Here is a 21,651-nt window from a genome sequence, read left to right as displayed (position 1 = left end):
TGAAGCCTGATATCTATGTAACGTCTCCTACTGATGCAGAACTCGCCTGCCGTTTTTGTAGACAGGATGATGATAGAAGCCGTAAAATATCTCAATACCAAATAATCTGGACTTATAGAATGATGCAAAAAAACATGGAGACTTAACTCTCCATGTTTTTTTGGTGAATACTTTTTAGATCACATTTTAATCTCCTTTATTATACTCAATTTATTCCAGAATGAAGTGCCATTTATAACCTTATTAAGTAATATCAGACTTATGTTTCCAATGGTAGTAGGTCCATTCTATACCAAATAATCCGGAATGGATTTCAATATCGAGATAATCATTTTTTCCAAACTTATTATAGATTTTAGGTTTTACATTGATTATCATAGGCTTTGTATATTCTCTCAGTTGGTACGTGCGCAAGTAGCCACTATCCTTCATATGTTTGAAAAGGTCAATTTTATTCGTAAGAATTTCATATTTCTTATTTTCAATGGTGAGAAATACTTTACCAGGAGTTAAGACTTCTGCTTCTGGATGTAAGTGTGGATGTTTTGTTGCTGATATGTCTATCCAAAATGGGGTAGGATTCATCTTTTCTTTCGGAATAACCTTAAACTCATAATTTGCCATTTTCTGTGACCCTTCCGAGTCCATTTTTTCGGATACATAACTTTCTTTGTCGGTAATAAAATATTCTTTAGATGATGGTTGGGAAAAATCAAAAGATATATTAATGGCTAAAAAGAATGGGATACAGTAGAAACTCATTGTCATTAAGATCTGCTGGGTTTTAGTTGAAATATTCTTACTTTTCGCTTTGATAAAAAAAGCTGCTGCCAGAGTTAAAAGGAATAAAATGAGCGGGTTAATTAGAGTGAATTGATACAGTTCTGAAATTTTCCAAATGATGCAGAAATATAAAATAGGGGAGGTAAGAAACAGAAGCTTATAGCTAAGATACAGATCAATATTTTTTCTGTCAGTATCATTCATGAAAAACCTGATCCAGGGAATACAAAAAATGATGATACAGAGAAATTTGAACTGCAATGATAACGGATCTGAAAACAATAAAATTGTACATAAAATTATTCTTGTAATGAGAGAAAATATAATATTTAGAATAATTCGTATGTTATATTTGTCCATTAATTTTTTGAATAAATATAGCATAATTTTTTGTTGAATCATCATTGTCAAAAAATAGGTATATGTTGGTTTCTATTCAAACAATATATAAAGTATATTATTATCTTATCTTTTAATGTTACGTATCTAAAAAAATGTAACTTTATAGTATAGACAACGTGAATGATAGTAATGAGGGGTATGTTTGTTTTAGAGAAATCACATTATGGATCATCAACCGCTTCCCATAACACCTGCCCTTGACAGATATATCGCAAGTGCCAGTTATTTTTTGCAAAGCGCAGGAGAGTTTTGTGAATTTAAGATGGTGCCAAGGATGTTTTCAACACTGTTTTTTGTGATAGAAAAAAAGAATTCTCTTGAAATGTCTAATGGTACGGAAGTCCATAAATTCCAACCCAATTCCATTTACGCTTTGGGTGTAGGGAATCTTCCTGCGTCATTCCATGTGATATCCGAAATAGAGGTTATTTTGATACAGATGCACCCTGGTATGTCGTGCCTGTTCCACAATGATGATGCACACATTTCTACCAATCAGCGGTTTGATATTACCGATATAGACCAAAGTATCAAAGATCTGAACGAAAAGCTGGCTTATGCCGATTCGATTAGGATAAAATGGCAACTTATACAGGAATATCTTATGAGAAAATTCCGGGTAAATCTACCAGACAAATACGGAGCAGTTGCAAAAGCCATCAATATTCTCCAAAAAAGTTCAGGAAATTTTCCTGCCCAGAATTTCAGCGGGCAAGTGTTTACCAGCCACAGAAATCTGAATTATCTTTTTATGGAGTATATTGGTTTCTCACCGAAGAAATATGCCGACATTATCCGTTTTAACACTTTTGTGAATCAATATATAAAAAAACCAGAATTACTGTCTGATATTGCCTTTCAATGTGGTTATCACGATCTTTCACATCTGAATAAAGATTTTATGCGATACATCGGGACTTCTCCGTCGGATTATTTTGAAAACTTTCATTCCGATGTCAATAACTGGTGCGAGCTGGACCGTTTCAATTCTTAAAAATTTCCATTTTTTACAAACAACACTACTTAAAGCGAGAGTACCTTTGGATAGAACTAAGGGTATTTTTTATGCCAAAACGTGTTGAAAATTTAAAATTAAAAAAATGGAAAAATATTTTAAAATTATTACAGTGGTATTTTTTTTGGTCATTACCATATCGTGCAGCAAAGACGATGAAGCCTCTGAACTGAAAACATATCCCGAAGAAAACCCACTGGCACTGTATCTTGAGAAATCTGAATTTAACCAATCGACAGCCAATCATGTTGATACTCTTTATTCTGAACAAGGATTTCAATTTAAGCCAAAAGTAAAAGGTATAATGAAGGCAGTAACACTTAAAATTCCGGATAATGCAACTAATATACGTGTTACTATTTGGAATGCTGATACCCATGTCATTATCAAAACAATAACAGTTCCGAATGTGAATGCCAATACAGAAATACGCCAAGAGATTGAGCCTTTGGAAATGGTTCCTGAAACAAGATACAGTATTGTTTTCAATGGAAATGACTATTACGAACGTTTAAGAGCAAATGGCTCCGAACAAAATGCTCCGATAGATGCCGGAAACGTATCGATAATTTATACCGTTTTTGTTGATGGAAATAGTCAAAATTACCCATGGCCTATGCAAAAAAAATCTTATTTGGGCGATATAAGTTTTGTTTTTCAGCAAACAAAATAGTTTTTTTAGTGTAAGTTGTGTATTTAAAAATGAAAACAAAAATTTTAATTATATTTCTTATAATTAGAAGGTAAGAATTATGCTGTAAAGTCAGGCGATACTGCATTTATTCTTAGAGAAACTCTACACTTGCATCAAGTCTTTAGAAAATAATCCGGAGATCCTGATAACAATATTCCAGCCTGAATCCAAAGAGGTAGAAGATTTTTTCAGCTACATTAGTGAAAAGAGGGAGGTAGATAAAGATATAATACCAGAAGGATGGTAAATTAAAAACGACTATGGAAAGAAAAAGTAAAATATTAATCCTGTTTTTTATTGCTGTAGTAGCGGTGTCACTTACAGGATTTTTCAATTCTTATATTAGATTTTTGCCGGAACCAGATAGGTTTCCGTTGGTTATTCATATTCATTTTGCGGCGTTTGTCTGTTGGTTTGCCTTACTTATTATTCAACCTGTTTTGATAAAGCAGAAAAAGTATGAGCTGCATCATACAATAGGGAAATTGTCCTATTTTATTGCTCCGGTGTTGGTTGTTACTATTCTTATTTTGGTAACGAGTCAAACCAGGCGAGAAATACATATTTCTGAAGACAGAGCTGCGGTTACTGCATTCATTGGTTTGTTGGATGCCATTTCGTTTTCTGTATATTATCTCATTGCTATGTTAAATAGGCACAATTTGAGATGGCATGTTGCCTTTCTTATTGCTGCAACCTTAATTATCCTGAACCCCGGAATGTCGAGATTGCTCAATCATATCAAACCCGGTTTGGGTTTGCCTGCGGCAGTTTTTCTTCCATTTTTAGTTTCGATAAGCATTATTCTCATTGAAAAGATTAAATGTAAAAAACCGGTTTTAAAAAGCCCTTACTTTCTGTTCTTTTGCTGTTGGACACTAGAAATAGTATTGTTTATCACCGTTCCGAATACAGAGTTCTGGCATTTGGTGGTAAGAAAGATATTGAGTATCACGTAAGATTATTTAAAATTATTTTGATGAAGAACTGTATAATAGTCTAGGCAATGATATATTTAAATACATCATAAACGCTATAAACAAAAAAAACCTGCAAATCATTGATTTGCAGGTTTTACCATTTTTTTGATGTCTTTTGAAAACTTTTGTTTTCACATCTTGCGGAGAGTGAGGGATTCGAACCCCCGGACCTGTTACAGTCAACAGTTTTCAAGACTGCCGCAATCGACCACTCTGCCAACTCTCCCTGAACTTCGGCTGTACCGTCGTTTTCAGTGGTGCAAATATAGAAAGATTTTTATTAATGGGCAAATTTTTTTTATGTCTTACAAAAAAAGTTGAAAATAGCTTAAGGCAGAGTAATCCGTAACTGTGAATTTCAATAGAAAATCTGAAATTATAAGGGAAAATTCTACAGAATATCTTACATTAAAATATCATTGATAGGTTGAATAGGCTGGGGTACATCTGTTTTGCCCAGTATCTGCAGTAAATCAATTTCTATGGTACGGCAGATAGAAAGCATAGGGATATCGGTACCTAAGCCTTCAAAAGGATTTTCGGAATAATCTCCTATCAGTTCCATCAAAACATAGATCCAGCCAACTATAGCGCCAAATGGGATCATCAGCCATACTCCGGCTTCACCCAGTTTTGCAAATTCCGCTACAATGCCTAAAGGTAACAGGAAAATAAAAATACAGTTGAATATGAAGCTTAAATTGGCATATTGGCGGGGGATAGGGAACTTTTTAATACGTTCAGCTCTTCCCTGATGGTCATAAAAATCAGAAAGCACTTTTTGCATATCCAGCTGTTTTCTCATGTGTAGAACTTGTTTTTCTTCAAGCTCTGCAAGATCCAGAGACTGCAGGTTGATGAGCTGGGTTGCTTTATTGGCAGCGCCGGCTAATCTAGACTCATCGAAAAAATAATTGGTTTTCTGTTGTTCATTTAAAAAATCTTTAAATAGTCCTATACCTTCAGATTCCTGCCGTTTCTGGGCTATTTTTCCAAAATGCCACCGCAAGCTCACATGTTCCCATTGCGTTGGAACCAGAAGTTGGTCCCTGAAAGTATAGAGCCAGGCGATATGCCGGTAGATCAGACGCTCTTTGATCTGTTCAAGTTCCTGTACCGTAAACTGTGTATCAGGGCTGTTTTTTACAAAAGAATTGACCATTACTGCCCAGCTTCGGCTACTGTTTACAATAGCACCCCATATTTTCCGGGCTTCCCAGACGCGGTCGTAAGACTGGTTATTTTTAAAACCGATGTAAAAAGCCAAAGCAGTACCTACCAGTGAAACCGGCAGCCAGGGAATGGAAATCCAGTGCCAGCCCGCCACTTTATAGAGTACGGACACCAGAGTCATATAAGTGGTCAGCCACCAGATATGATGGCCTGCAAAACGCACAACACCTTTCAGACCAATCGTTTTTCTGACAATCATTTTTTATTATTTATGTTTTTTAAAGATCATGAATTGAAAATAATACATCAGTTCCTTTGCATAATCTTATACGATGATACAAATTTTAGTATAATAAAACAAGAATTTACTTTAAGGTTTTAACAGAACTAAGTAAGAGAATATCATTTTTATAGCCATCGTCTCCCAATAGGATTTATCTTTTGTAAAATAAAATAGTGTATCTTTGAAATTGTTGAAAATGACCTGACATGGATATCAAATATGTGGCTGTGAAAAAGTATTTTACTTCATAGCTTCCCAGAAAGTTTGATGTTTTTTATAAATAACCTCAGTTCGGAATAAGAAAATCAGACTTATATTAAGTGTTATAATTGATGATCAATTTATAATTTTTTGTAAAAAAATATAACGCCACCTGAGCCCCTTTTAGTGCTCCTTAGGAGTACTCTGTTCATAGAATTTAATACATGATCTAAGGAGAGCTCCGTAGGAGCGACCTGATAATTATAATGATTAATATGTTGTTCTGATAGAGCTTTAATACGAACAAAATTTGAAAAATAATTATAACCTTACCTCAGGGATTAGAATACCTGATGGATGCTGGTCTGAAGCTGGATGATGGAAGAGGGAAGTTTTGAAAGTCATTAAGAGCAAATATTGATCTGTTTTTATTTAATTTTCTGGAGGCTTTCAATACCTATACCTAAAATTAACTTCCAGCCTCCTTCTTCCATCTTCCATTCTTTTATATTTAAACTCCTTAACCCCAACTCACGTTATTTTAATATCTTTATCCATCCAATCTTTAAATATTAAATACTACATCTTATGCAGCTAAAACCACTTACTTTAGTTTTAACCGTACTTTTTCAATTGTTAAGCTTCACAGCATTTTCACAGAAAACTGCAAATTTAAATTCTTTACTGAACAAAAGCTCAGAGTTTATTTTTCCACAGACACCGGAAAAAGTATCAGCCGCTTTAAAGGTGAAAACTGAATTTTATGAAGATGCCAATGATGAAAAATATGCCAAGTGGCTTACCAAATCAGGGTTGGAGCTATATTGCAGTCTTGGAAAGAATAACGCAATCAACGAAATGTTTTTTGATATTCCGGAGGATCAATTTTTAATTGTTGATGGACTTCCTTTTGGCCTTGCAATGAACAAAACAACTTTGCAGGAGGCTAAAACCAAATTCGGGAAGCACGGAGTTAAAATCCAAAAACTTGGTGATGGCAGTTCATTTCCGGGAGGTTCACAACTGATTTTTAAAAAAGGAACACACTATGCAACTTTACTTTTTGATGGTAAGGATCTTTTAAAATCTTTGGGAATTACCAAAGAACTTATTGACCCGGCAGCCAACTAACCGAATACTTGTAAAATAAACTAAACCCTCTGAATATAGAATTTGGAGGGTTTAATTTTTTGGAGACCCTTGAATAGAAGACATCTTCAACTTTTAATAAACAATGGGTGATCTTTTTTATAAATCATAGCAGAGAATTTCATATTGCAATAGGGCAGACAATCCCTAAATTTGTTATTATTGTATTAAATTAATCCTCAATACAACAGCATGGGGCACTGGGAAATCTTTTTCTTCTTTTTAATAATCGCTTTTGTGTATTCATCAATAGGATTTGGCGGAGGTTCCAGCTACTTGGCTGTTCTGGCTATGTATAACCTTCCGTACCAGGAAATACGGTTAACAGCATTAATCTGCAATGTCATTGTTGTCATTGGAGGAGTTTATATTTATTGGAAAAATAAACAGGTTAATTGGAAAAAGGTGATTCCCATAACCCTGGTAAGTGTTCCCATGGCCTACCTGGGAGCTGTATTAAAAATAAAACAGGAAACCTTCTTTTTAATTTTAGGAATTACACTAATCGTGGCGGCCCTATTATTATGGGTGAAAACAGAAACGAAGAATGAAGAAAACACTGTAGAGGATTCTAAAATATCAGTTGTCAGAAACAGTTTTTTGGGAGGAGGCATCGGATTTTTATCAGGATTGGTGGGAATTGGCGGTGGAATCTTTCTTTCACCGTTACTTAATCTGATGAAATGGGATACCCCGCGAAAGATTGCCGCAACATCCAGTGTTTTTATTTTAGTGAATTCCATATCCGGAATTTTCGGGCAGATATCACAAGTATCGATAGATATAGATTTTTTCAGAATCCTGAGTTTATGTCTGGCTGTTTTCATCGGCGGACAGATAGGGTCAAGAATGTCTCTGAAATGGGATGCGCTGGTCATCAAAAGAATGACCGCAGTATTGGTTTTAGTAGCAGGAGTAAACGTTTTAATAAAGTATTGGTAAATGAAACTTAAAATATTGGCATTTGGTATAACGAAAGATATTTTCGGAGCGTCAGAAAAAATAGTGGAGGTAAATGATGATCTTAATGTAAAGCAGCTGAAAAACTTTCTGGAAGGAGAATTTCCGGAACTGAAAAAGCTGAAATCATACTTTATAGGAGTAGATGAAGAATATGCCGAAGATGAACAGATATTAAGCAGTATCAACAAAATAGCAATCATCCCTCCGGTAAGCGGCGGTTAACTCAACTGATGATGAGGCTTCCAATAAAAAGACTCCGCAAAACATAAAAATATCTATACCCGGTACAAAAAATCAGGATTGCAATGATTGATATAAAAATAACAGAAAACCAGCTGGATATCTCTAAATGCCTTGCCATAGCTCAGGATCTTACAAGCGGAGGCATCGCTACATTTATAGGAACAGTCCGCAATATCACAAAAAACAAACCCGTTATCCGCCTGGAATATGAGTGCTATCAACCCATGGCAATAAAAGAGATGCGGAAAATAGCAGAGAATGCGGTTTCTTTATTTTCTGTACAGAATATTGTCATTCATCATCGCATCGGAATCCTGTTTCCCGGTGATGCCGCGGTAATAATTGTGGTCAACGATGGGCACAGGGATGCTGTTTTTGATGCCTGCCGGTATGTTATCGATACCATAAAACAAACAGTTCCTATATGGAAAAAAGAAGTGTTTGAAGATGGGGAAGAATGGGTTTCTGCCCATCCGTAATTGGAAGAACTAAATTTCGTATATTTACTATACCAGTTCGTGAAGTTATGAAAACCAATATACTAGAAAATAAATCTGTAGCCCAGATAGAAATCGTTAAGGTTAAGGGTGACATTAGTTCTTACTTTACTGATGATATTGCTGTGGAAGAACCTCTGGAAATCCGGGTGTCTTCTGGATTGGAAGGACAGCGGGAAACTAAAAATATATCAGTGACGATGCGAACCCCTGGCAATGATGCAGAATTGGCAGTCGGTTTTCTTTTTACGGAAGGAATTATTTCCGGTTATCAGCAGATTAAGAAGGTAGAACATTCCCCAAAAGAATGTTCAAGAAACAGCCAAAATATTATCGTTGTGGAATTGATAGAAGGTCTTGCTCCTCAGCTGATGAAATCGGACAGAAATTTTTATACCACATCCAGTTGCGGAGTATGCGGAAAAAGTTCTATAGAATCTATCAGAACGGTAAGTCCGTTTCAGAATCCGGAAAAACAAAACCATATAATACCCCTTGAAATACTATATCAGCTGTCGGGAAACCTGCAGTCTTTTCAGAATAATTTCAGTGCTACCGGAGGAATCCATGCTTCCGGTATTTTCGATTTAAAAGGAAATTTACTTGCCTTAAGAGAAGACGTGGGAAGACATAATGCTCTGGATAAGCTTATTGGACATGCTTTGTTTACAGAACAGCTTCCCCTTGAAGATAAAATTCTGGTATTAAGCGGAAGAGCCAGCTTTGAGCTGATACAGAAAGCTGCCATGGCAGGAATATCGATAGTTGCAGCCATAGGAGCACCTTCAAGTCTTGCTTTGGATCTGGCGAAAGAATTTGATATGACTTTATTGGGATTCCTTCGGGACAATCGGTTTAATATATATAACCAAAGCCGTTTTCTTGAGATTATTATGAAATAGTAAGCAGGAATATCTAAATAAAAACATTCGTGCATCCGTGGCAAAAAAATAAAAATATTGATATAAAAGCAGGCAGTGTTACACTAGAAAAATGAACATCAGCAGCCATCTAAATAAGTAGACCAATGAAAATAAGAATAAAAGACAACTCAATCCGCTTACGCCTTACCCAGTCGGAAGTTTCAGAATTAGGAAAAAACGGAATTGTTTCCAGCGTGACTCAATTCGTAGACAGGCCATTTATTTATGAAATTAAGAAAACGGATGATGATGAACTTTCCGCAGTCTTCATTGAAAACAGAATAGTCATGAAAATACCTGAAACCATGATTGAAGAACTGGTTTCTACAGACAAGGTAGGCTTTGACGGACAGACAGGTCTTGTAAAACTACTGGTAGAAAAAGACTTTGTATGTATAGATAATACCCTGGAAGACCAGAGTGATAATTATCCGAACCCCAATCTTACCTGTTGATCCCATTACAAAATAAAAAGCTATGGAAGATAATAACAAAAAGAAAGAAATAGAAGAAAGTATCCGCAAAGAACCTGATGCAGAGAATCCCTATACTTTACTTGATCTTAAGCTTACCCACGTTGAGAAAGCCGCTGCAGGAATACCTGCTGTGATGGCTGCTTTTAGTGATTTATTTGAAGAAAAAGCTCCTGTTCGGGGAATGAGAGCCTTATTTAAAATGAACCAGATGGGTGGTTTCGACTGTCCCAGCTGTGCATGGCCGGATCCTGATGATGAACGTTCTGTTTTAGGTGAATACTGTGAAAACGGAGCAAAAGCATTGGCCGAGGAAGCAACTACGAAAAGAGTGACACCCGAGTTTTTTAAGCAGAATTCAGTATATGATCTTGCCAAATTGGATGATTATCAGATCGGAAAAATGGGACGGCTTACAGATCCAATGTATCTGCCGGAAGGAGCTACTCATTATCAGCCTATCAGTTGGGAGAATGCCTTTAAAAAAATAGCAGAACACTTCAACGCACTGGAATCTCCGGACGAAGCCGCTTTTTACACTTCCGGAAGGACAAGTAATGAAGCTTCTTTTGTTTACCAGCTGTTTGCCAAAGAATTCGGAACCAACAATATGCCGGACTGTTCCAATATGTGTCACGAAACCTCCGGATCAGCATTGCGCCCCACCATTGGAATTGGTAAAGGAACCGTGACACTGGAAGACTTTTATGAAGCAGAAGTCATTGTAATCATCGGGCAAAATCCCGGAACCAATGCTCCGAGGATGATGAGTTCACTGGCCAAAGGGAAAAAAAACGGAGCTAAGATTATTGCCATTAATCCTCTTCCTGAAGCAGGTCTGATGGGCTTTATCAATCCACAGAGTGTTAAAGATATTCTGAAAGGCGGTGTTCAGCTTGCCGATCTGTATCTTCCTGTAAAAATCAATGGGGATATGGCTTTATTAAAAGCACTTGAACTTTTATTGATTGAATTTGAAAAGAAAAACCCGGGCACTGTATTCGATAAAGACTTTATCAAAGAGAAAACAGTAGGATACGATGATTTTATAAAGCAGTTTGATCATTACAACCTGGATGAGCTGGCTGTCCTTTCAGGAGTTTCTAAAGAAGGATTGTATGAAGCAGCAGAAGCGATCGCCACTAAAAAAAGGATTATTTTCAGTTGGGGAATGGGATTGACCCAGCAGCCTAACGGAGTTGATATGATTCGTGAGATCCTTAATATTCTTCTGCTGAAAGGAAGCATAGGAAAGCCGGGAGCCGGAGTATGTCCTGTCCGGGGTCACAGCAATGTGCAGGGAAACAGAACCATGATGATTGATGAAAAGCCTACTGATGAACAGCTGGACAGACTTGAAAACTTTTATGGCTTTAAAGTACCCCGTAAGCATGGCTATGATGTTGTTCGCGCCATAAAGGCCATTCATGAGGAGAAAATAAAAGTGATGTTCTGTATGGGAGGAAATTTTATATCCGCAACACCGGATACTACCTTTACGGCCAATGCGCTGCGGAAGCTTAATTTACTTGTATCAGTTTCCACCAAACTAAACCGCGGGCATCTGGTCCACGGGAAAGAAGCGCTTATCCTGCCAACATACGGGCGAAGCGACAAAGATATTGTAAATGGTGAAATACAGATTGTCTCCACAGAAAATTCAATGGGAGTTGTTCAGGATTCAAAAGGAATGCTGGATCCGGTATCTGATAACCTGGTGAATGAGACCCAGATTGTCTGCCGTATGGCCATGGCTACTTTGGGAGAAAGGTCTGTGATCAACTGGCAACGTTATCATGACAGTTATGATGCTGTGCGGGATGATATTGAACAATGTATTCCCGGATTTGAAGATTATAATGTCCGTGTCCGCCAAAAAGGAGGCTTTTACCTTCCGAATGCAGCCCGCGACAAGCAGTACTTTTCTAAAGAACTTGGAGGACGGGCTCCCTTCACTTTAACAGACATTCCGGACAATACCCTTGCTCCGGATGAATATATGATGGCCACCACACGTACCCATGATCAGTTCAATACAACCATTTACGGACTGGATGACCGATACCGTGGAATTAAGAACGAACGCCGGGTGGTTTTTATGAATCAGAATGATATTGACAAAGCCGGATTTAAAGCCGGTGATAAAGTAGATCTTTATAATTATGATGATGGTATAGAAAGAGTGGCTCCGCTATTTATTATTGTTTCCTACCAGATTCCTGAAAAAAATACTGTAACCTATTTTCCGGAAACTAATGTGCTGGTATCTGTAAACAACGTAGTGAAAGAGAGTAATATGCCGGCTTCCAAATATGTTAAAATTAAAATTAAAAAACACGATCCCGAAGTTTATAAAAAGGTAGATGAAATGCTTTATAAAGGAGCTGTTCAAAGACCTTAACCGGATAAAAAAACGATATCAATGAGAAAGATTATATTGTTATTCCTGTTTTTAATCTCAGGAGGTATTTGGGCTCAGTCTCAGTTTACATTAAAGGTTGGGGGAGAGGTAAAACAGTTTCTGGAGCTCTCTTTATCAGAACTTTCAAAAATGCCGCGAAAAGAGGCTTCATTAAAAGATAAAGAAGGTAAAACCCATATTTATTCCGGAGTGGTACTTCAGGATATTCTTTTAAAGGCAGGAGTTCCTTCTGGTAAAGAACTGCATGGTGAGAATCTGTCAAAATATGTATTGGTAAAATGTACCGATGGATATCAGGTTCTGTTTTCACTGGCTGAACTGGATTCCTCCATAGCAGATAAGAATGTCATTATTGCAGATATGGTGGATGGAAAAGCATTGCCGGAGTCAAAAGGCCCGCTCCGTATCATTGCTGAAGGAGAAAAAAAGCCTGCCCGAAGTTCTTATCAGGTGGAATCTTTGATTATAGGACATATTACAGATTAAATATACGGCAAAGAGCATTGGGTAAAATGCTCTTTGTTTATAATAGCACATAAGGTCAGTAATACAAAGCTTTGTTTATTAAGGTCATTTGAATTTACAATGGCTTTTAATATTTATAACCAGAAGTAAACTGCAGACTCCTTTCTTCCAATCTCCAATCTTTAATATGTGTCTCCTTAACCAAAACTAGGTTATTTAGAATCACTTAGTTTGTCGATTCCATCTTTCAAAGAAAATACCTCCGCCTGAGGAAAAGCTTTTTTGATGATTCCAGCTGCAGAAGCACTCCGTTTCCCGGTTGCGCAATAGCAAACAATAGGAACCAAATGATCGATTAAACTCAGCTTGTTTTCCAGATCATCCAACGGAATATTCTTCCCGCCGATATGGAAATTCTGATGTTCCAGCTCTGTCCGGACATCTATCAGCTCATACCTGTTATTCTGTAATTCTTCAAAAGTAATTGAAGCAATGGTTGGAGTAAGAGTGGTAATCTGAGTTGAGGTTTTTCGCAGCTTAATGGTTTGGGTTTTTCCGCTCATCACGTTGATCATCCATAATTTTCCGGCTAAAATATCTTCTGATCGGGTTAAGTATTTTATCGCTTCGTTGGCCTGCATACAACCTACTATTCCAGCCAGTGTGGGAATAACTCCGCCTTCCCTGCAGTTAGGAACCTGTGATTCTTCTACATGAGGGAAAACATCCCGGTAATTGGGGGAATAACTGCCGTCTTTCTGCAGAACATTCCAGAGGCTTACCTGTCCTTCATGCTGATAAATAGCGCCATATACCAACGGTTTTCCTGACAGGACACAGGCGTCGTTCAGCAGGTATTTGGTCTCGAAATTATCGGTTCCTTCAATAATCAGATCAAAGTCTGAAATCAGATCCATTACATTATCGGAAGTAACTCTCAAACGATAAGGAACCACCGAAACAGAAGGGTTCTGCTGCTGCAGTCTTTTGGCAGCAATATCTACTTTAAATGATCCTATATCATCAGGGGTATATAAAATCTGGCGGTGAAGGTTACTCAGAGAAACAATATCATCATCCACAATACCGATCGTTCCTATGCCGGATGACGCTAGATATTGTGAAGACGGGCAGCCAAGACCACCCATACCCACGATCAGTACTTTGGAATTTTTAAGCAGTTCCTGGGAAGAAAGGCCAAATCCGGGTAAAACGATCTGGCATTGATAACGTTCAAATGGATCTCCACTCATAATGATTTCTTTTTTGCTGCTGATCCATAAATACTTTTATTAATGCATTAGTGGCAGCTATTAATCTCTATTTTTTCAGAATACCCTGAGCCCTTTCAGCGTCTTCAGGGGTGTTCACATTCATTAAAGCATCAGGGTTCTGAGGTTTCAGAATAAGAGTGTCACTATTGATGAGTACTTTTCTCGGGCATGTATTTCCGATCCCTAAAAAATTCAGCAAAAGAGGGTAGCTTTTTGGCTCCCAGATGGTAATCAGGGGTTCCGGCAGGCCATCAAAAGGACTTTCATAAGTGGTGGCTGCTTTTGTGCTATCCCGTGATTCGATCAGAAACTCCAGTGATTTTTTATCCAGTAAGGGCAGGTCACAGGCAACAACGAGCCAGGCTTTATCCCTTTGGGAACGGAGTGCAGAAAGAATTCCTCCAAACGGACCCATATTCAGGAAGGTATCTGTAAGAGCATGATAATCCGGATTAAAATCTTCCAGCTGATCCTGTCTGCAGGAAATAAAAACTTCCTCACAGAAGGGAGCCAGTAAATCCGCAGCAAAATAGCGCTGTTCCTTTCCGTGCCATTTCAGTAAATCTTTTGGAGTACCCATTCTCCTGCTTTTTCCCCCAGCCAGAACAAGACCATTGAGGGAAGGAATGGTATTATTCTCTTCTGAAATCATTTTTTCCACCGGATTTTTCTATTAATTTAATTTCTTTAATAACAATATCATGGCTCAGGGCTTTACACATATCATAGATGGTTAAGGCGGCTACAGAGGCTCCTGTAAGAGCTTCCATTTCTATCCCTGTTTTGGCTTCAACTTCCGCAGTGCAGTAAATTTCAATCTCATTTTTATCATTTACTTCAATGTCTACTTCACAGTTTTCAAGGCCTATCGGATGGCAGAGCGGGATGAGCTCGCCTGTTTTTTTTGCAGCCATTATCCCTGCGATAATAGCGGTCTGAAAAACGGACCCTTTTGGGGTTTTAAAATCACCTTCTTTCAGCTTTTGAAGAATGTTTTCAGGAACTTCAATTGTTGCTTTGGCCATAGCTTTCCTGTGGGTAATCTGTTTTGTGCTTACATTCACAATTTTGGGCTGCAGCTTTTTATTAAGATGTGAAAAATCTGTCATACGTTTTTTAAGAATTATATTTCCATATTTTATAAACTTCACCTTTTCTGAAAGAGTTCTGTTCCAGAGGCAGCTCTATAAAAGCTTCCGTATCCGCGAGATGGGAAAAATCTCCTGAGCCATTGGTGTCTACAATTTCGGCAGTTAACATCCCTTCTGAATTCACATGAAGTTTTACCTGTGCAAAATACTGAAGAGAAGGTAGAAAATCAATATCATTTTGTAAAACCGCGTACTGAAATGCCGGATCTTGTATTTCCAGGGATTTTCGCAGCCACGGAATAAAATAACGGTGCAGGCACATGAAAACCGACACAGGATTTCCCGGAAATGCAAAAACAAGCTTTTGATTTCTGCTTTTTCCAAACCAAAATGGCTTTCCCGGTCTCTGCTTTATTTTATGAAAGAGCTTCTCAACGCCCAGTTCTTCGCATACCTGGGGTAAATAATCAAATTTTCCCATAGAAACACCGCCGCTCATCAGAAGTATATCATATTCCTCAATACAGCGTGAAAGTTCTTTTTTTATCTCCTCGTAATCATCATTAAGATGAAGCATATCTGCCTGAACGGTATATTTTTCAAGGACAGATTTTATGCTGATTCCGTTTGAACGTCTTAACTGGAACGCTTCAGGAACAGATTCAGGATTGATCATTTCGTCTCCCGTTGAAATAATCAGGATTTTGGGAAGTTTTTTTACAGATAATGTGGTTTTTCCTACGGATGCAGCAATGCCGATGATAGCCGGAGTGATCACCTGATTGGCTTTAACCAGGATTTCTCCAGCTTTTTTATCCTTTCCTTTAAGGTGAATATTTTGGCCTTTTTTTATATCAATCTGAATCGTGGCGATTCCGTTATCAATGGAAATATCTTCATAGCGGATGACCGTATCTGCTGATTTATCCAGTGAAGCTCCCGTCATAATTTCAATACATTCATTGTCGGCAATAATGGAAACTGGAGGTTCTCCGGCAGGCTGTACTGCTTTAATGACAAACGAACGGATGCCCTGCTCGTAAGAGCTGTAAGCTATTGCAATGCCATCAACGGTAGGTCGGTCAAAAGGCGGTAGATCGCGGTCAGCAGTGATCGCTTCGGCCAGGACTTTCCCCAATGCCAGATCATAAGGGATGGATTCCCTGCCAAAATCCTGAGCCTGGGAAAGTATAATATCTTCTGCCTGTTGTACGGTAATCATTTCCATAGTTATCCTCCGATTGTAGCCATAGACTGATGAGTCTGTGAGGGGAGCAGGCTGAGTTTTTCAGCTTCCCATCCGTCTTTGGGTTTATTATTGATGGTGTTGATGATTCTGTTTTTCAGCTCATGATCTGTTTTTCCGGAACGCATTTCCTCTTTCAGATTGATACCGCCGCCTTCATACAGGCAGTTTCTTAACACACCGGTAGGAGTGATGCGTATTCTGTTGCAGTCTCCGCAAAAAGAACGGGTGTAAGCCGCAATAATTCCTACATCTCCCATAAAACCAGGGATTGTATAGTTGTAAGATGTTGAACTTTTCGGATCCTCAATTTTTTCTATTTCAGGAAACTGACTTTTAATATGGTTATAAATGTGAGCATGATCCCATTTCAGGGATACTTCTGTGGTACTTCCGTTAAATGGCATTTCTTCTATAAAGCGGACATCCACAGGCAGATCTTTGGTAAGGGATACCAAGGGAATCAGATCTTCAATATTCTGCCCCTCCATCACCACTGTGTTGATTTTAACTTTGATATGATGGTTCAATAGGGCTTCCAATGTTTTCATAACCTTATCAAAGCTGTTCCGGCGGGTTATCCTGAAGAATCGCTCTTTATCCAGAGTATCAAGACTCAGATTGACCGATTGTATTCCGGCCGCTTTAAGCTGTGGAATATATTGTTCAGTAAGGAGGCCGTTGGTTGTCAGACTGAGGTTATTGAGGCCTTTTAAATTTGATATTTTTTCAATAAGACTGATGCAGTTCTTCCTTACAAAAGGTTCCCCTCCGGTTATTCTGATCTTATCGACTCCCAATTCCGTAAAAACAGAGCAGATTCTCAGCATTTCTTCATCCGTCATCAGGTCTTTTTGTTTGATCCATGTAAGTCCGTTTTCCGGCATACAATAAGTACAGCGGAGATTACAGCGGTCCACAACGGCCAGCCTTAAATAGTTGATATGTCTTCCGAATTGATCTGTCAGCATTTTAAAAGAAAGAGTGTTACTACAAATATACTGATTGTTTTGGGTGGAATGGTTCAATTTTACACATAGAATTAAAGAGTATTTCTTTGGATGAACTATTTCATATTTCTGAATGATCAGCAGCAGTTCCTCATAAACCGTTATGATTTGTATAAGCGATTAAATGATGATAACCAGTTCTGTAAGCGTATTCATTGCTATTTCCTTCTGGAATACAGGAAATAATACCTACACAATTCCTGATACCGGTGTGATAGAATATAGCACCAATATTTCAAACAGTCCCAACGGAGACGGAACCTCCAAAATGAAGGAAAAAACAAAATGAGTGTTTTAAATGTGGTGAGAAATAAACTTATCCATCGAATTATGGCTGTTATCAAAAGAAATGAACCGTTTTTACCAAAAGACAAATTTTTATCAAATAAAAATAATTTTACTCGCATATTAACATGGGAATCCTTGCGTTTTCCAACTCTTCTTATGAAAGGAGCAAAAAAAATCCCGGCTAAAACCAGGATGTTATAATGAATTTATGTTTTTATGGTTGGATTACGAAGCTCTGCTTGCTAAGGGTGTGCGCTGAAAAATATCCCAAAGCTCCGTTGCTGATGTTACTTGGAGGGTTGGCCGGAGTTACACCGCTTCCACCGTCTGCAATATCAAGAAGAGCACTGTAGAAGGTGAAAACATTGGTGTCGATGCACTGCATTTCAACATGGATGGTATCTCCTACAACAACTTCATGGTCGGCACCGTCGTTGTCATCATTAGGAAGCATTAAAGGTCTCTGGTTCGGGAGACCATTATTGATGTTGTCTGAAAAAACATTCACGGTCTTTTTAGATAAATTATTAATGGTAAAGCTGAAAAGATAGCGGTTTCCCAGTGTGGCAGGATCTGTAAAAACGGGTAGGAGGGTATAGCTGATTTTTCCTCCGAATGTAAAAGAATCCTGTTCCAGACCTTCAAAAGCAACAGCTTCCGGCATAGTGCTTTGGGCGGTGTATTGCTTCCCGTCTGCATTAATTTTTAAGGTATAAGTTCTTCCTGATGCTCCCACAAAAGCCGATGAAGTCTGATATTTCCCGTTACCAACATATTGCAGGGTCTCTGCTTGTCCGGTATTATCGCTTAAGATCACTGTGGCTCCTGTTACAGCAGGATACTGGTTATTCTGTGTAAAAGCGACAGATCTGGTTATTTTCACAAAATAAGGTCCCGGCTGGTTGGTAATATTTCCTTCAATAACAATATTTCCGCTTTGGTCTTCCAGGTCAAGATCGATTTCCTTCTGACAGGCGGTGAATAAAAAAAGAGAGAGTATAATTAAAAAAGTATTTTTCATGATTTAAAATTTGAAATTATAAGTGATGTTAGGAACCCATCGGAATAGGGAAGTCTGCATAGCACGGGTTGTTCCCGGGTTATTCGGATTGTCTTCAAAAGTAATGGTGTAAGCATTTTCACGGCCATACAGATTATAAATTCCGAAAGACCATGAACCACGGAAACGTTTCGTGGAAACAGGTTCGTAGGTGGCACTCAGATCCATTCTGTGATAAGCAGGCATCCGGTCTGCATTTCTGCTGCTATATTGGAATATCGTCTTGCCGTCCAGCTCATACTTTCCGGTAGGGAAGGTAACTGCATTTCCCGTGCTGTAAAGAAAAAGCCCGGAGAAAGACCATTTTTCGTTCAACTGATACGTTGCCACTATTGAAAGATCATGGGTTTTATCCATTCTGGCATTATACCATTCATTGTCATTGATACCATTGATCTTTCTTTCTGTTTTAGAGAGCGTATAAGAGATCCATCCGGTCAGCTTACCGCTTTTCTTCTTGGCAATTAATTCCAGTCCGTAGGCTCTTCCTTTTCCGAAAAGAAGTTCACTTTCTATATCAGCTGCAGTATCAAACGTGATCTGTGCCCCGTTTTTATAGTCGATTTGGTTCTGCATCGATTTATAATAGATCTCCGCATTCAGCTCATAATTATTATTGTTGAAATTTCTGCTGTAGCCCAGGCTGACCTGGTCTGCAATTTCAGGTTTTACCGTATAGCTGCTTCCTATCCATTGGTCTGTAGGGTTTCCGCTGCTGCTGTTGCTCAAAAGATGCAGGTTCTGGGTATTGCGGGAATAACCTCCTTTCACGCTGCTAACCTCATTGATGCGGTAATTGGCTGTAATACGAGGCTCCGGATTGATGTATGTTTTCCCGAATTTTCCTTTTTCTAAAAACTGGCTGTCCGTAAGAACCCCGTTTTCATAAGTATTGAAAGTATCACCACCCAGCACACTGAATAGAGCGAGCCTTACCCCGTAATTAACGGTCAGCTTATCATTCACTTTAAAATCATCATTGATGTACAATGCATTTTCCCATGAATATCTTTTATTTCTCGGAAAACTGCTAACACTTGTGCCTGAAGCGCTGCTTGGAGTAAGGGTATGGTAAATAGACTGGAGACCAAAGCGTACAGAATGCTTATTTCCGGCAAACCAGGTGAAATCCTGCTTAAGATTCCAGTCCTGTATCTTTGAATTCAGTCCGAATTTATTGTCATTACTTTCTAGGCTTATCTTATAATCATAATTGCTGTAAATAAAAGACGTATTAGAGAACAATTTGCTATTAATAATGCTGTTCCATCTCAGGGTAGCGGTTGTATTCCCCCAATCTGAGGAAAAGGTGTTGCCAATTCCCAAAACATCCCTTCCGAAATACCCCGAAAGATAAAGGCGGTTGTTTTCGTTGACCTGATAATTGGCCTTCAGGTTGAGGTCGTAAAAGTATAATTTATTGTCCTTAAAATCATCGGTTGTTTTCAGAAACAGATCGGCGTACGTTCTTCTTCCCGAAACAATAAATGATGACTTTTCTTTCTGAATAGGGCCTTCTACACTCAAACGGCTGCTGATGAGGCCTATTCCTCCGTTGATATTATAATCTTTGTTGTTTCCGTCTTTCATTTTTACATCCATCACAGAAGAAAGGCGGCCCCCGTACTGGGCAGGGCTGTTTCCCTTGATGATGCTGGCATCTTTCAGAGCATCGCTGTTAAATGTACTGAAAAATCCAAGCAAATGCGATGCATTATAAACAGGCGCTTCATCCAGAAGGATCAGGTTTTGATCCGTAGCACCTCCTCTCACACTGAATCCGCTGCTTCCTTCACCATTACTTTTGATACCGGGCAGAAGCTGGATAGTTTTCATGACATCCTTTTCTCCAAATAAAACCGGAAGCTTTTCTATATTTTTAATGCTTAAAGTTTCTGTACCCATTTGGGCTGTAGAAAGATTTTTATCTTTTTTGATCCCTGAGACAACCACTTCGTCAATGCTTTTGGTTCTTTCTTCTTCCTGGCTAAGGGGAAGGTCCAGTTTGATATTCTGATCCACTTTTACCTGCTGCTCAAAATCTTTGTAGCCAGGGTAAGAAATGATCAGAGTATAGCTTCCTTCCGGTAATGATAAGGAATAGAAGCCATATTCATTGGCCGTTACATGGATGGATGGGTTTTCACTTACTTTTACATTCACTCCAATCAGGAGCTCACCGTTCTTTTGGTCTTTCACGGTTCCGCTTACAGAATACGTCTGCTGTGCCATCGCTAAAGTACTGAAACAGAGCGCAGCCGTAGCAGCGGTAATTTTTAAAAAGGATGTTTGCATTAGTTTATTTTAAAGTAGTAAAACTTTCTTCTATAGAAATAACCATTTGTTGATGCCTGATTAGTAGGAAGAACAAGTGATTAGTTACACGAATAAAACTTATTATTGATACTATTCTTAGCTTTTAATCAACAATTTGTGATTTATAATTAATCTTATTAAGTCCTATCAAAAAGCTAAAATGTTTTTTTTGAATAAAGACATTTATAAAATATTCTTTGAAATAAACATAATACTGTAAATTATTTCATGTAAAATAAAATGCGACAAGTTTTGTCGTTGCTCATTCTTTTCTTTGTTGAATAATATCAATGGTAATCATTTGATTGTCTTTGTAAAAAAAGTATTAAATCTACTTAACGTGAAGTAAAAAAGTGTATTTTTGCACCGCTTAAAAAATAATAAACCAACAACTCAAATAACACAGAATGAAACGATTCTATCTCAGTGCATTGATGATATGCACAGCTCTGAGTGCATCAGCCCAGGAAGTCTTATGGCAGAAAGACATCAAGTCCTCCACTCAGGATTTCCTAAGCCAGATTACCACCACTATCGATCAGCAGTACCTGATTACCGGAAGTTCCATTCAAACGAAAGATCAACAGTCAGTTGCTAACAGCCAAAAGCAAAACAACGGCTACGATTTCCACTTGGTTAAACTCAACCAGCAGGGAGAGCAGGTCTGGGAAAAATACCTTTCAGGACAAAACCACGATTA

At 38.2% G+C, this 21,651-nt stretch carries 21 protein-coding genes, 1 tRNA gene and 1 pseudogene; 13 read left to right on the top strand and 10 right to left on the bottom strand.

Annotated elements, in window-relative coordinates:
- Positions 1–243 precede the first annotated feature (243 nt).
- Positions 244–987: a hypothetical protein gene (locus tag J2Y40_RS22350; protein ID WP_153391636.1), complete on the bottom strand. Its 744-nt coding sequence runs from the start codon at positions 985–987 to the stop codon at positions 244–246.
- Between the two features lie 361 nt (positions 988–1,348).
- On the opposite strand from J2Y40_RS22350, the gene J2Y40_RS22345 reads away from it, so the two are divergent.
- The 3 genes from J2Y40_RS22345 (at position 1,349) to J2Y40_RS22335 (ending at position 3,853) form a co-directional block, all read left to right on the top strand.
- Positions 1,349–2,179, top strand: coding sequence for a helix-turn-helix domain-containing protein (locus tag J2Y40_RS22345; RefSeq protein ID WP_153391638.1), 831 nt, complete (start codon positions 1,349–1,351; stop codon positions 2,177–2,179).
- A 106-nt stretch (positions 2,180–2,285) separates the two neighbouring features.
- Positions 2,286–2,873 carry a hypothetical protein gene (locus J2Y40_RS22340; RefSeq protein ID WP_310001479.1) on the top strand — a complete coding sequence of 196 codons (588 nt, stop codon included), beginning with the start codon at positions 2,286–2,288 and terminating at the stop codon, positions 2,871–2,873.
- Between the two features lie 281 nt (positions 2,874–3,154).
- The gene (locus tag J2Y40_RS22335) at positions 3,155–3,853 is read left to right on the top strand and encodes a hypothetical protein (protein ID WP_153391642.1); all 699 of its coding nucleotides are present in this window, start codon (positions 3,155–3,157) and stop codon (positions 3,851–3,853) included.
- Positions 3,854–4,015: 162 nt separating this feature from the next.
- On the opposite strand, the gene J2Y40_RS22330 is transcribed toward J2Y40_RS22335, so the two are convergent.
- Positions 4,016–4,100 (bottom strand) — tRNA-Ser (locus tag J2Y40_RS22330).
- Between the two features lie 177 nt (positions 4,101–4,277).
- Positions 4,278–5,306 carry a bestrophin family ion channel gene (locus tag J2Y40_RS22325; RefSeq protein WP_310001475.1) on the bottom strand — a complete coding sequence of 343 codons (1,029 nt, stop codon included), beginning with the start codon at positions 5,304–5,306 and terminating at the stop codon, positions 4,278–4,280.
- An 813-nt stretch (positions 5,307–6,119) separates the two neighbouring features.
- Between J2Y40_RS22325 and J2Y40_RS22320 the strand changes: the two genes are divergently transcribed.
- The 8 genes from J2Y40_RS22320 (at position 6,120) to J2Y40_RS22285 (ending at position 12,687) form a co-directional block, all read left to right on the top strand.
- Complete coding sequence (locus J2Y40_RS22320; protein ID WP_153391687.1) at positions 6,120–6,662, top strand: hypothetical protein; 543 nt, start codon at positions 6,120–6,122, stop codon at positions 6,660–6,662.
- 210 nt (positions 6,663–6,872) lie between these two features.
- Positions 6,873–7,622, top strand: a complete 750-nt coding sequence (locus J2Y40_RS22315) for a sulfite exporter TauE/SafE family protein (protein WP_153391689.1) — start codon at positions 6,873–6,875, stop codon at positions 7,620–7,622.
- The gene (locus J2Y40_RS22310) at positions 7,623–7,865 is read left to right on the top strand and encodes a MoaD/ThiS family protein (RefSeq protein WP_310001472.1); all 243 of its coding nucleotides are present in this window, start codon (positions 7,623–7,625) and stop codon (positions 7,863–7,865) included.
- Positions 7,866–7,948: 83 nt separating this feature from the next.
- Positions 7,949–8,365, top strand: coding sequence for a molybdenum cofactor biosynthesis protein MoaE (locus tag J2Y40_RS22305; protein ID WP_153391693.1), 417 nt, complete (start codon positions 7,949–7,951; stop codon positions 8,363–8,365).
- A gap of 47 nt (positions 8,366–8,412) precedes the next feature.
- Positions 8,413–9,285, top strand: a complete 873-nt coding sequence (gene fdhD, locus J2Y40_RS22300; protein WP_310001469.1) for a formate dehydrogenase accessory sulfurtransferase FdhD — start codon at positions 8,413–8,415, stop codon at positions 9,283–9,285.
- A 125-nt stretch (positions 9,286–9,410) separates the two neighbouring features.
- Positions 9,411–9,761: a DUF7009 family protein gene (locus tag J2Y40_RS22295; RefSeq protein WP_310001467.1), complete on the top strand. Its 351-nt coding sequence runs from the start codon at positions 9,411–9,413 to the stop codon at positions 9,759–9,761.
- A gap of 22 nt (positions 9,762–9,783) precedes the next feature.
- Positions 9,784–12,180 (top strand): FdhF/YdeP family oxidoreductase, encoded by a 2,397-nt coding sequence (locus J2Y40_RS22290; protein WP_310001464.1) that lies wholly within the window; start codon positions 9,784–9,786, stop codon positions 12,178–12,180.
- Positions 12,181–12,201: 21 nt separating this feature from the next.
- Entirely contained in the window at positions 12,202–12,687 is a 486-nt protein-coding gene (locus J2Y40_RS22285; RefSeq protein ID WP_153391701.1) for a molybdopterin-dependent oxidoreductase, read from the top strand.
- Between the two features lie 191 nt (positions 12,688–12,878).
- On the opposite strand, the gene J2Y40_RS22280 is transcribed toward J2Y40_RS22285, so the two are convergent.
- From J2Y40_RS22280 to moaA, 5 genes are all read right to left on the bottom strand, one after another.
- On the bottom strand, positions 12,879–13,919 hold the full coding sequence (locus J2Y40_RS22280) for a HesA/MoeB/ThiF family protein (protein ID WP_310001459.1): 1,041 nt from the start codon (positions 13,917–13,919) through the stop codon (positions 12,879–12,881).
- A gap of 67 nt (positions 13,920–13,986) precedes the next feature.
- A complete protein-coding gene (locus J2Y40_RS22275; RefSeq protein ID WP_153391705.1) occupies positions 13,987–14,592 on the bottom strand; it encodes an NTP transferase domain-containing protein in 606 nt (201 codons plus the stop codon).
- On the bottom strand, positions 14,573–15,049 hold the full coding sequence (moaC, locus tag J2Y40_RS22270; RefSeq protein ID WP_153391707.1) for a cyclic pyranopterin monophosphate synthase MoaC: 477 nt from the start codon (positions 15,047–15,049) through the stop codon (positions 14,573–14,575). The genes J2Y40_RS22275 and moaC overlap by 20 nt, the downstream gene beginning before the upstream one ends.
- A 7-nt stretch (positions 15,050–15,056) precedes the next feature.
- Positions 15,057–16,259 carry a molybdopterin molybdotransferase MoeA gene (locus tag J2Y40_RS22265; protein WP_310001456.1) on the bottom strand — a complete coding sequence of 401 codons (1,203 nt, stop codon included), beginning with the start codon at positions 16,257–16,259 and terminating at the stop codon, positions 15,057–15,059.
- 2 nt (positions 16,260–16,261) lie between these two features.
- Positions 16,262–17,248: a GTP 3',8-cyclase MoaA gene (gene moaA, locus J2Y40_RS22260; protein WP_310001454.1), complete on the bottom strand. Its 987-nt coding sequence runs from the start codon at positions 17,246–17,248 to the stop codon at positions 16,262–16,264.
- Positions 17,249–17,411: 163 nt separating this feature from the next.
- Here moaA and J2Y40_RS22255 point away from each other — a divergent pair, with 163 nt between their 5' ends.
- Entirely contained in the window at positions 17,412–17,576 is a 165-nt protein-coding gene (locus J2Y40_RS22255) for a hypothetical protein (RefSeq protein ID WP_310001452.1), read from the top strand.
- Positions 17,577–17,789: 213 nt separating this feature from the next.
- On the opposite strand, the gene J2Y40_RS22250 is transcribed toward J2Y40_RS22255, so the two are convergent.
- Together J2Y40_RS22250 and J2Y40_RS22245 are read right to left on the bottom strand one after the other, a co-directional pair.
- The gene (locus tag J2Y40_RS22250) at positions 17,790–18,596 is read right to left on the bottom strand and encodes a DUF4249 domain-containing protein (RefSeq protein WP_310001450.1); all 807 of its coding nucleotides are present in this window, start codon (positions 18,594–18,596) and stop codon (positions 17,790–17,792) included.
- 3 nt (positions 18,597–18,599) lie between these two features.
- A complete protein-coding gene (locus J2Y40_RS22245) occupies positions 18,600–20,930 on the bottom strand; it encodes a TonB-dependent receptor (RefSeq protein ID WP_153391717.1) in 2,331 nt (776 codons plus the stop codon).
- Positions 20,931–21,358: 428 nt separating this feature from the next.
- Here J2Y40_RS22245 and J2Y40_RS22240 point away from each other — a divergent pair.
- Positions 21,359–21,651, top strand: a pseudogene (locus tag J2Y40_RS22240) (T9SS C-terminal target domain-containing protein); the annotation flags it as partial.

The organism is Chryseobacterium sp. 2987 (assembly GCF_031456375.1).
Classification (GTDB): Bacteria; Bacteroidota; Bacteroidia; order Flavobacteriales; family Weeksellaceae; genus Chryseobacterium; species Chryseobacterium vaccae.
This window is presented reverse-complemented; position numbering and strand designations above follow the sequence as displayed.

Excerpts from the sequence above, each read along its gene's own strand:
- J2Y40_RS22350 (WP_153391636.1), bottom strand. The coding sequence starts at position 987 with ATGAATGATACTGACAGAAAAAATATTGATCTGTATCTTAGCTATAAG.
- J2Y40_RS22345 (WP_153391638.1), top strand. The coding sequence starts at position 1,349 with ATGGATCATCAACCGCTTCCCATAACACCTGCCCTTGACAGATATATC.
- J2Y40_RS22340 (WP_310001479.1), top strand. The coding sequence starts at position 2,286 with ATGGAAAAATATTTTAAAATTATTACAGTGGTATTTTTTTTGGTCATT.
- J2Y40_RS22335 (WP_153391642.1), top strand. The coding sequence starts at position 3,155 with ATGGAAAGAAAAAGTAAAATATTAATCCTGTTTTTTATTGCTGTAGTA.
- J2Y40_RS22325 (WP_310001475.1), bottom strand. The coding sequence starts at position 5,306 with ATGATTGTCAGAAAAACGATTGGTCTGAAAGGTGTTGTGCGTTTTGCA.
- J2Y40_RS22320 (WP_153391687.1), top strand. The coding sequence starts at position 6,120 with ATGCAGCTAAAACCACTTACTTTAGTTTTAACCGTACTTTTTCAATTG.
- J2Y40_RS22315 (WP_153391689.1), top strand. The coding sequence starts at position 6,873 with ATGGGGCACTGGGAAATCTTTTTCTTCTTTTTAATAATCGCTTTTGTG.
- J2Y40_RS22310 (WP_310001472.1), top strand. The coding sequence starts at position 7,623 with ATGAAACTTAAAATATTGGCATTTGGTATAACGAAAGATATTTTCGGA.
- J2Y40_RS22305 (WP_153391693.1), top strand. The coding sequence starts at position 7,949 with ATGATTGATATAAAAATAACAGAAAACCAGCTGGATATCTCTAAATGC.
- fdhD (WP_310001469.1), top strand. The coding sequence starts at position 8,413 with ATGAAAACCAATATACTAGAAAATAAATCTGTAGCCCAGATAGAAATC.
- J2Y40_RS22295 (WP_310001467.1), top strand. The coding sequence starts at position 9,411 with ATGAAAATAAGAATAAAAGACAACTCAATCCGCTTACGCCTTACCCAG.
- J2Y40_RS22290 (WP_310001464.1), top strand. The coding sequence starts at position 9,784 with ATGGAAGATAATAACAAAAAGAAAGAAATAGAAGAAAGTATCCGCAAA.
- J2Y40_RS22285 (WP_153391701.1), top strand. The coding sequence starts at position 12,202 with ATGAGAAAGATTATATTGTTATTCCTGTTTTTAATCTCAGGAGGTATT.
- J2Y40_RS22280 (WP_310001459.1), bottom strand. The coding sequence starts at position 13,919 with ATGAGTGGAGATCCATTTGAACGTTATCAATGCCAGATCGTTTTACCC.
- J2Y40_RS22275 (WP_153391705.1), bottom strand. The coding sequence starts at position 14,592 with ATGATTTCAGAAGAGAATAATACCATTCCTTCCCTCAATGGTCTTGTT.
- moaC (WP_153391707.1), bottom strand. The coding sequence starts at position 15,049 with ATGACAGATTTTTCACATCTTAATAAAAAGCTGCAGCCCAAAATTGTG.
- J2Y40_RS22265 (WP_310001456.1), bottom strand. The coding sequence starts at position 16,259 with ATGGAAATGATTACCGTACAACAGGCAGAAGATATTATACTTTCCCAG.
- moaA (WP_310001454.1), bottom strand. The coding sequence starts at position 17,248 with ATGCTGACAGATCAATTCGGAAGACATATCAACTATTTAAGGCTGGCC.
- J2Y40_RS22255 (WP_310001452.1), top strand. The coding sequence starts at position 17,412 with ATGATGATAACCAGTTCTGTAAGCGTATTCATTGCTATTTCCTTCTGG.
- J2Y40_RS22250 (WP_310001450.1), bottom strand. The coding sequence starts at position 18,596 with ATGAAAAATACTTTTTTAATTATACTCTCTCTTTTTTTATTCACCGCC.
- J2Y40_RS22245 (WP_153391717.1), bottom strand. The coding sequence starts at position 20,930 with ATGCAAACATCCTTTTTAAAAATTACCGCTGCTACGGCTGCGCTCTGT.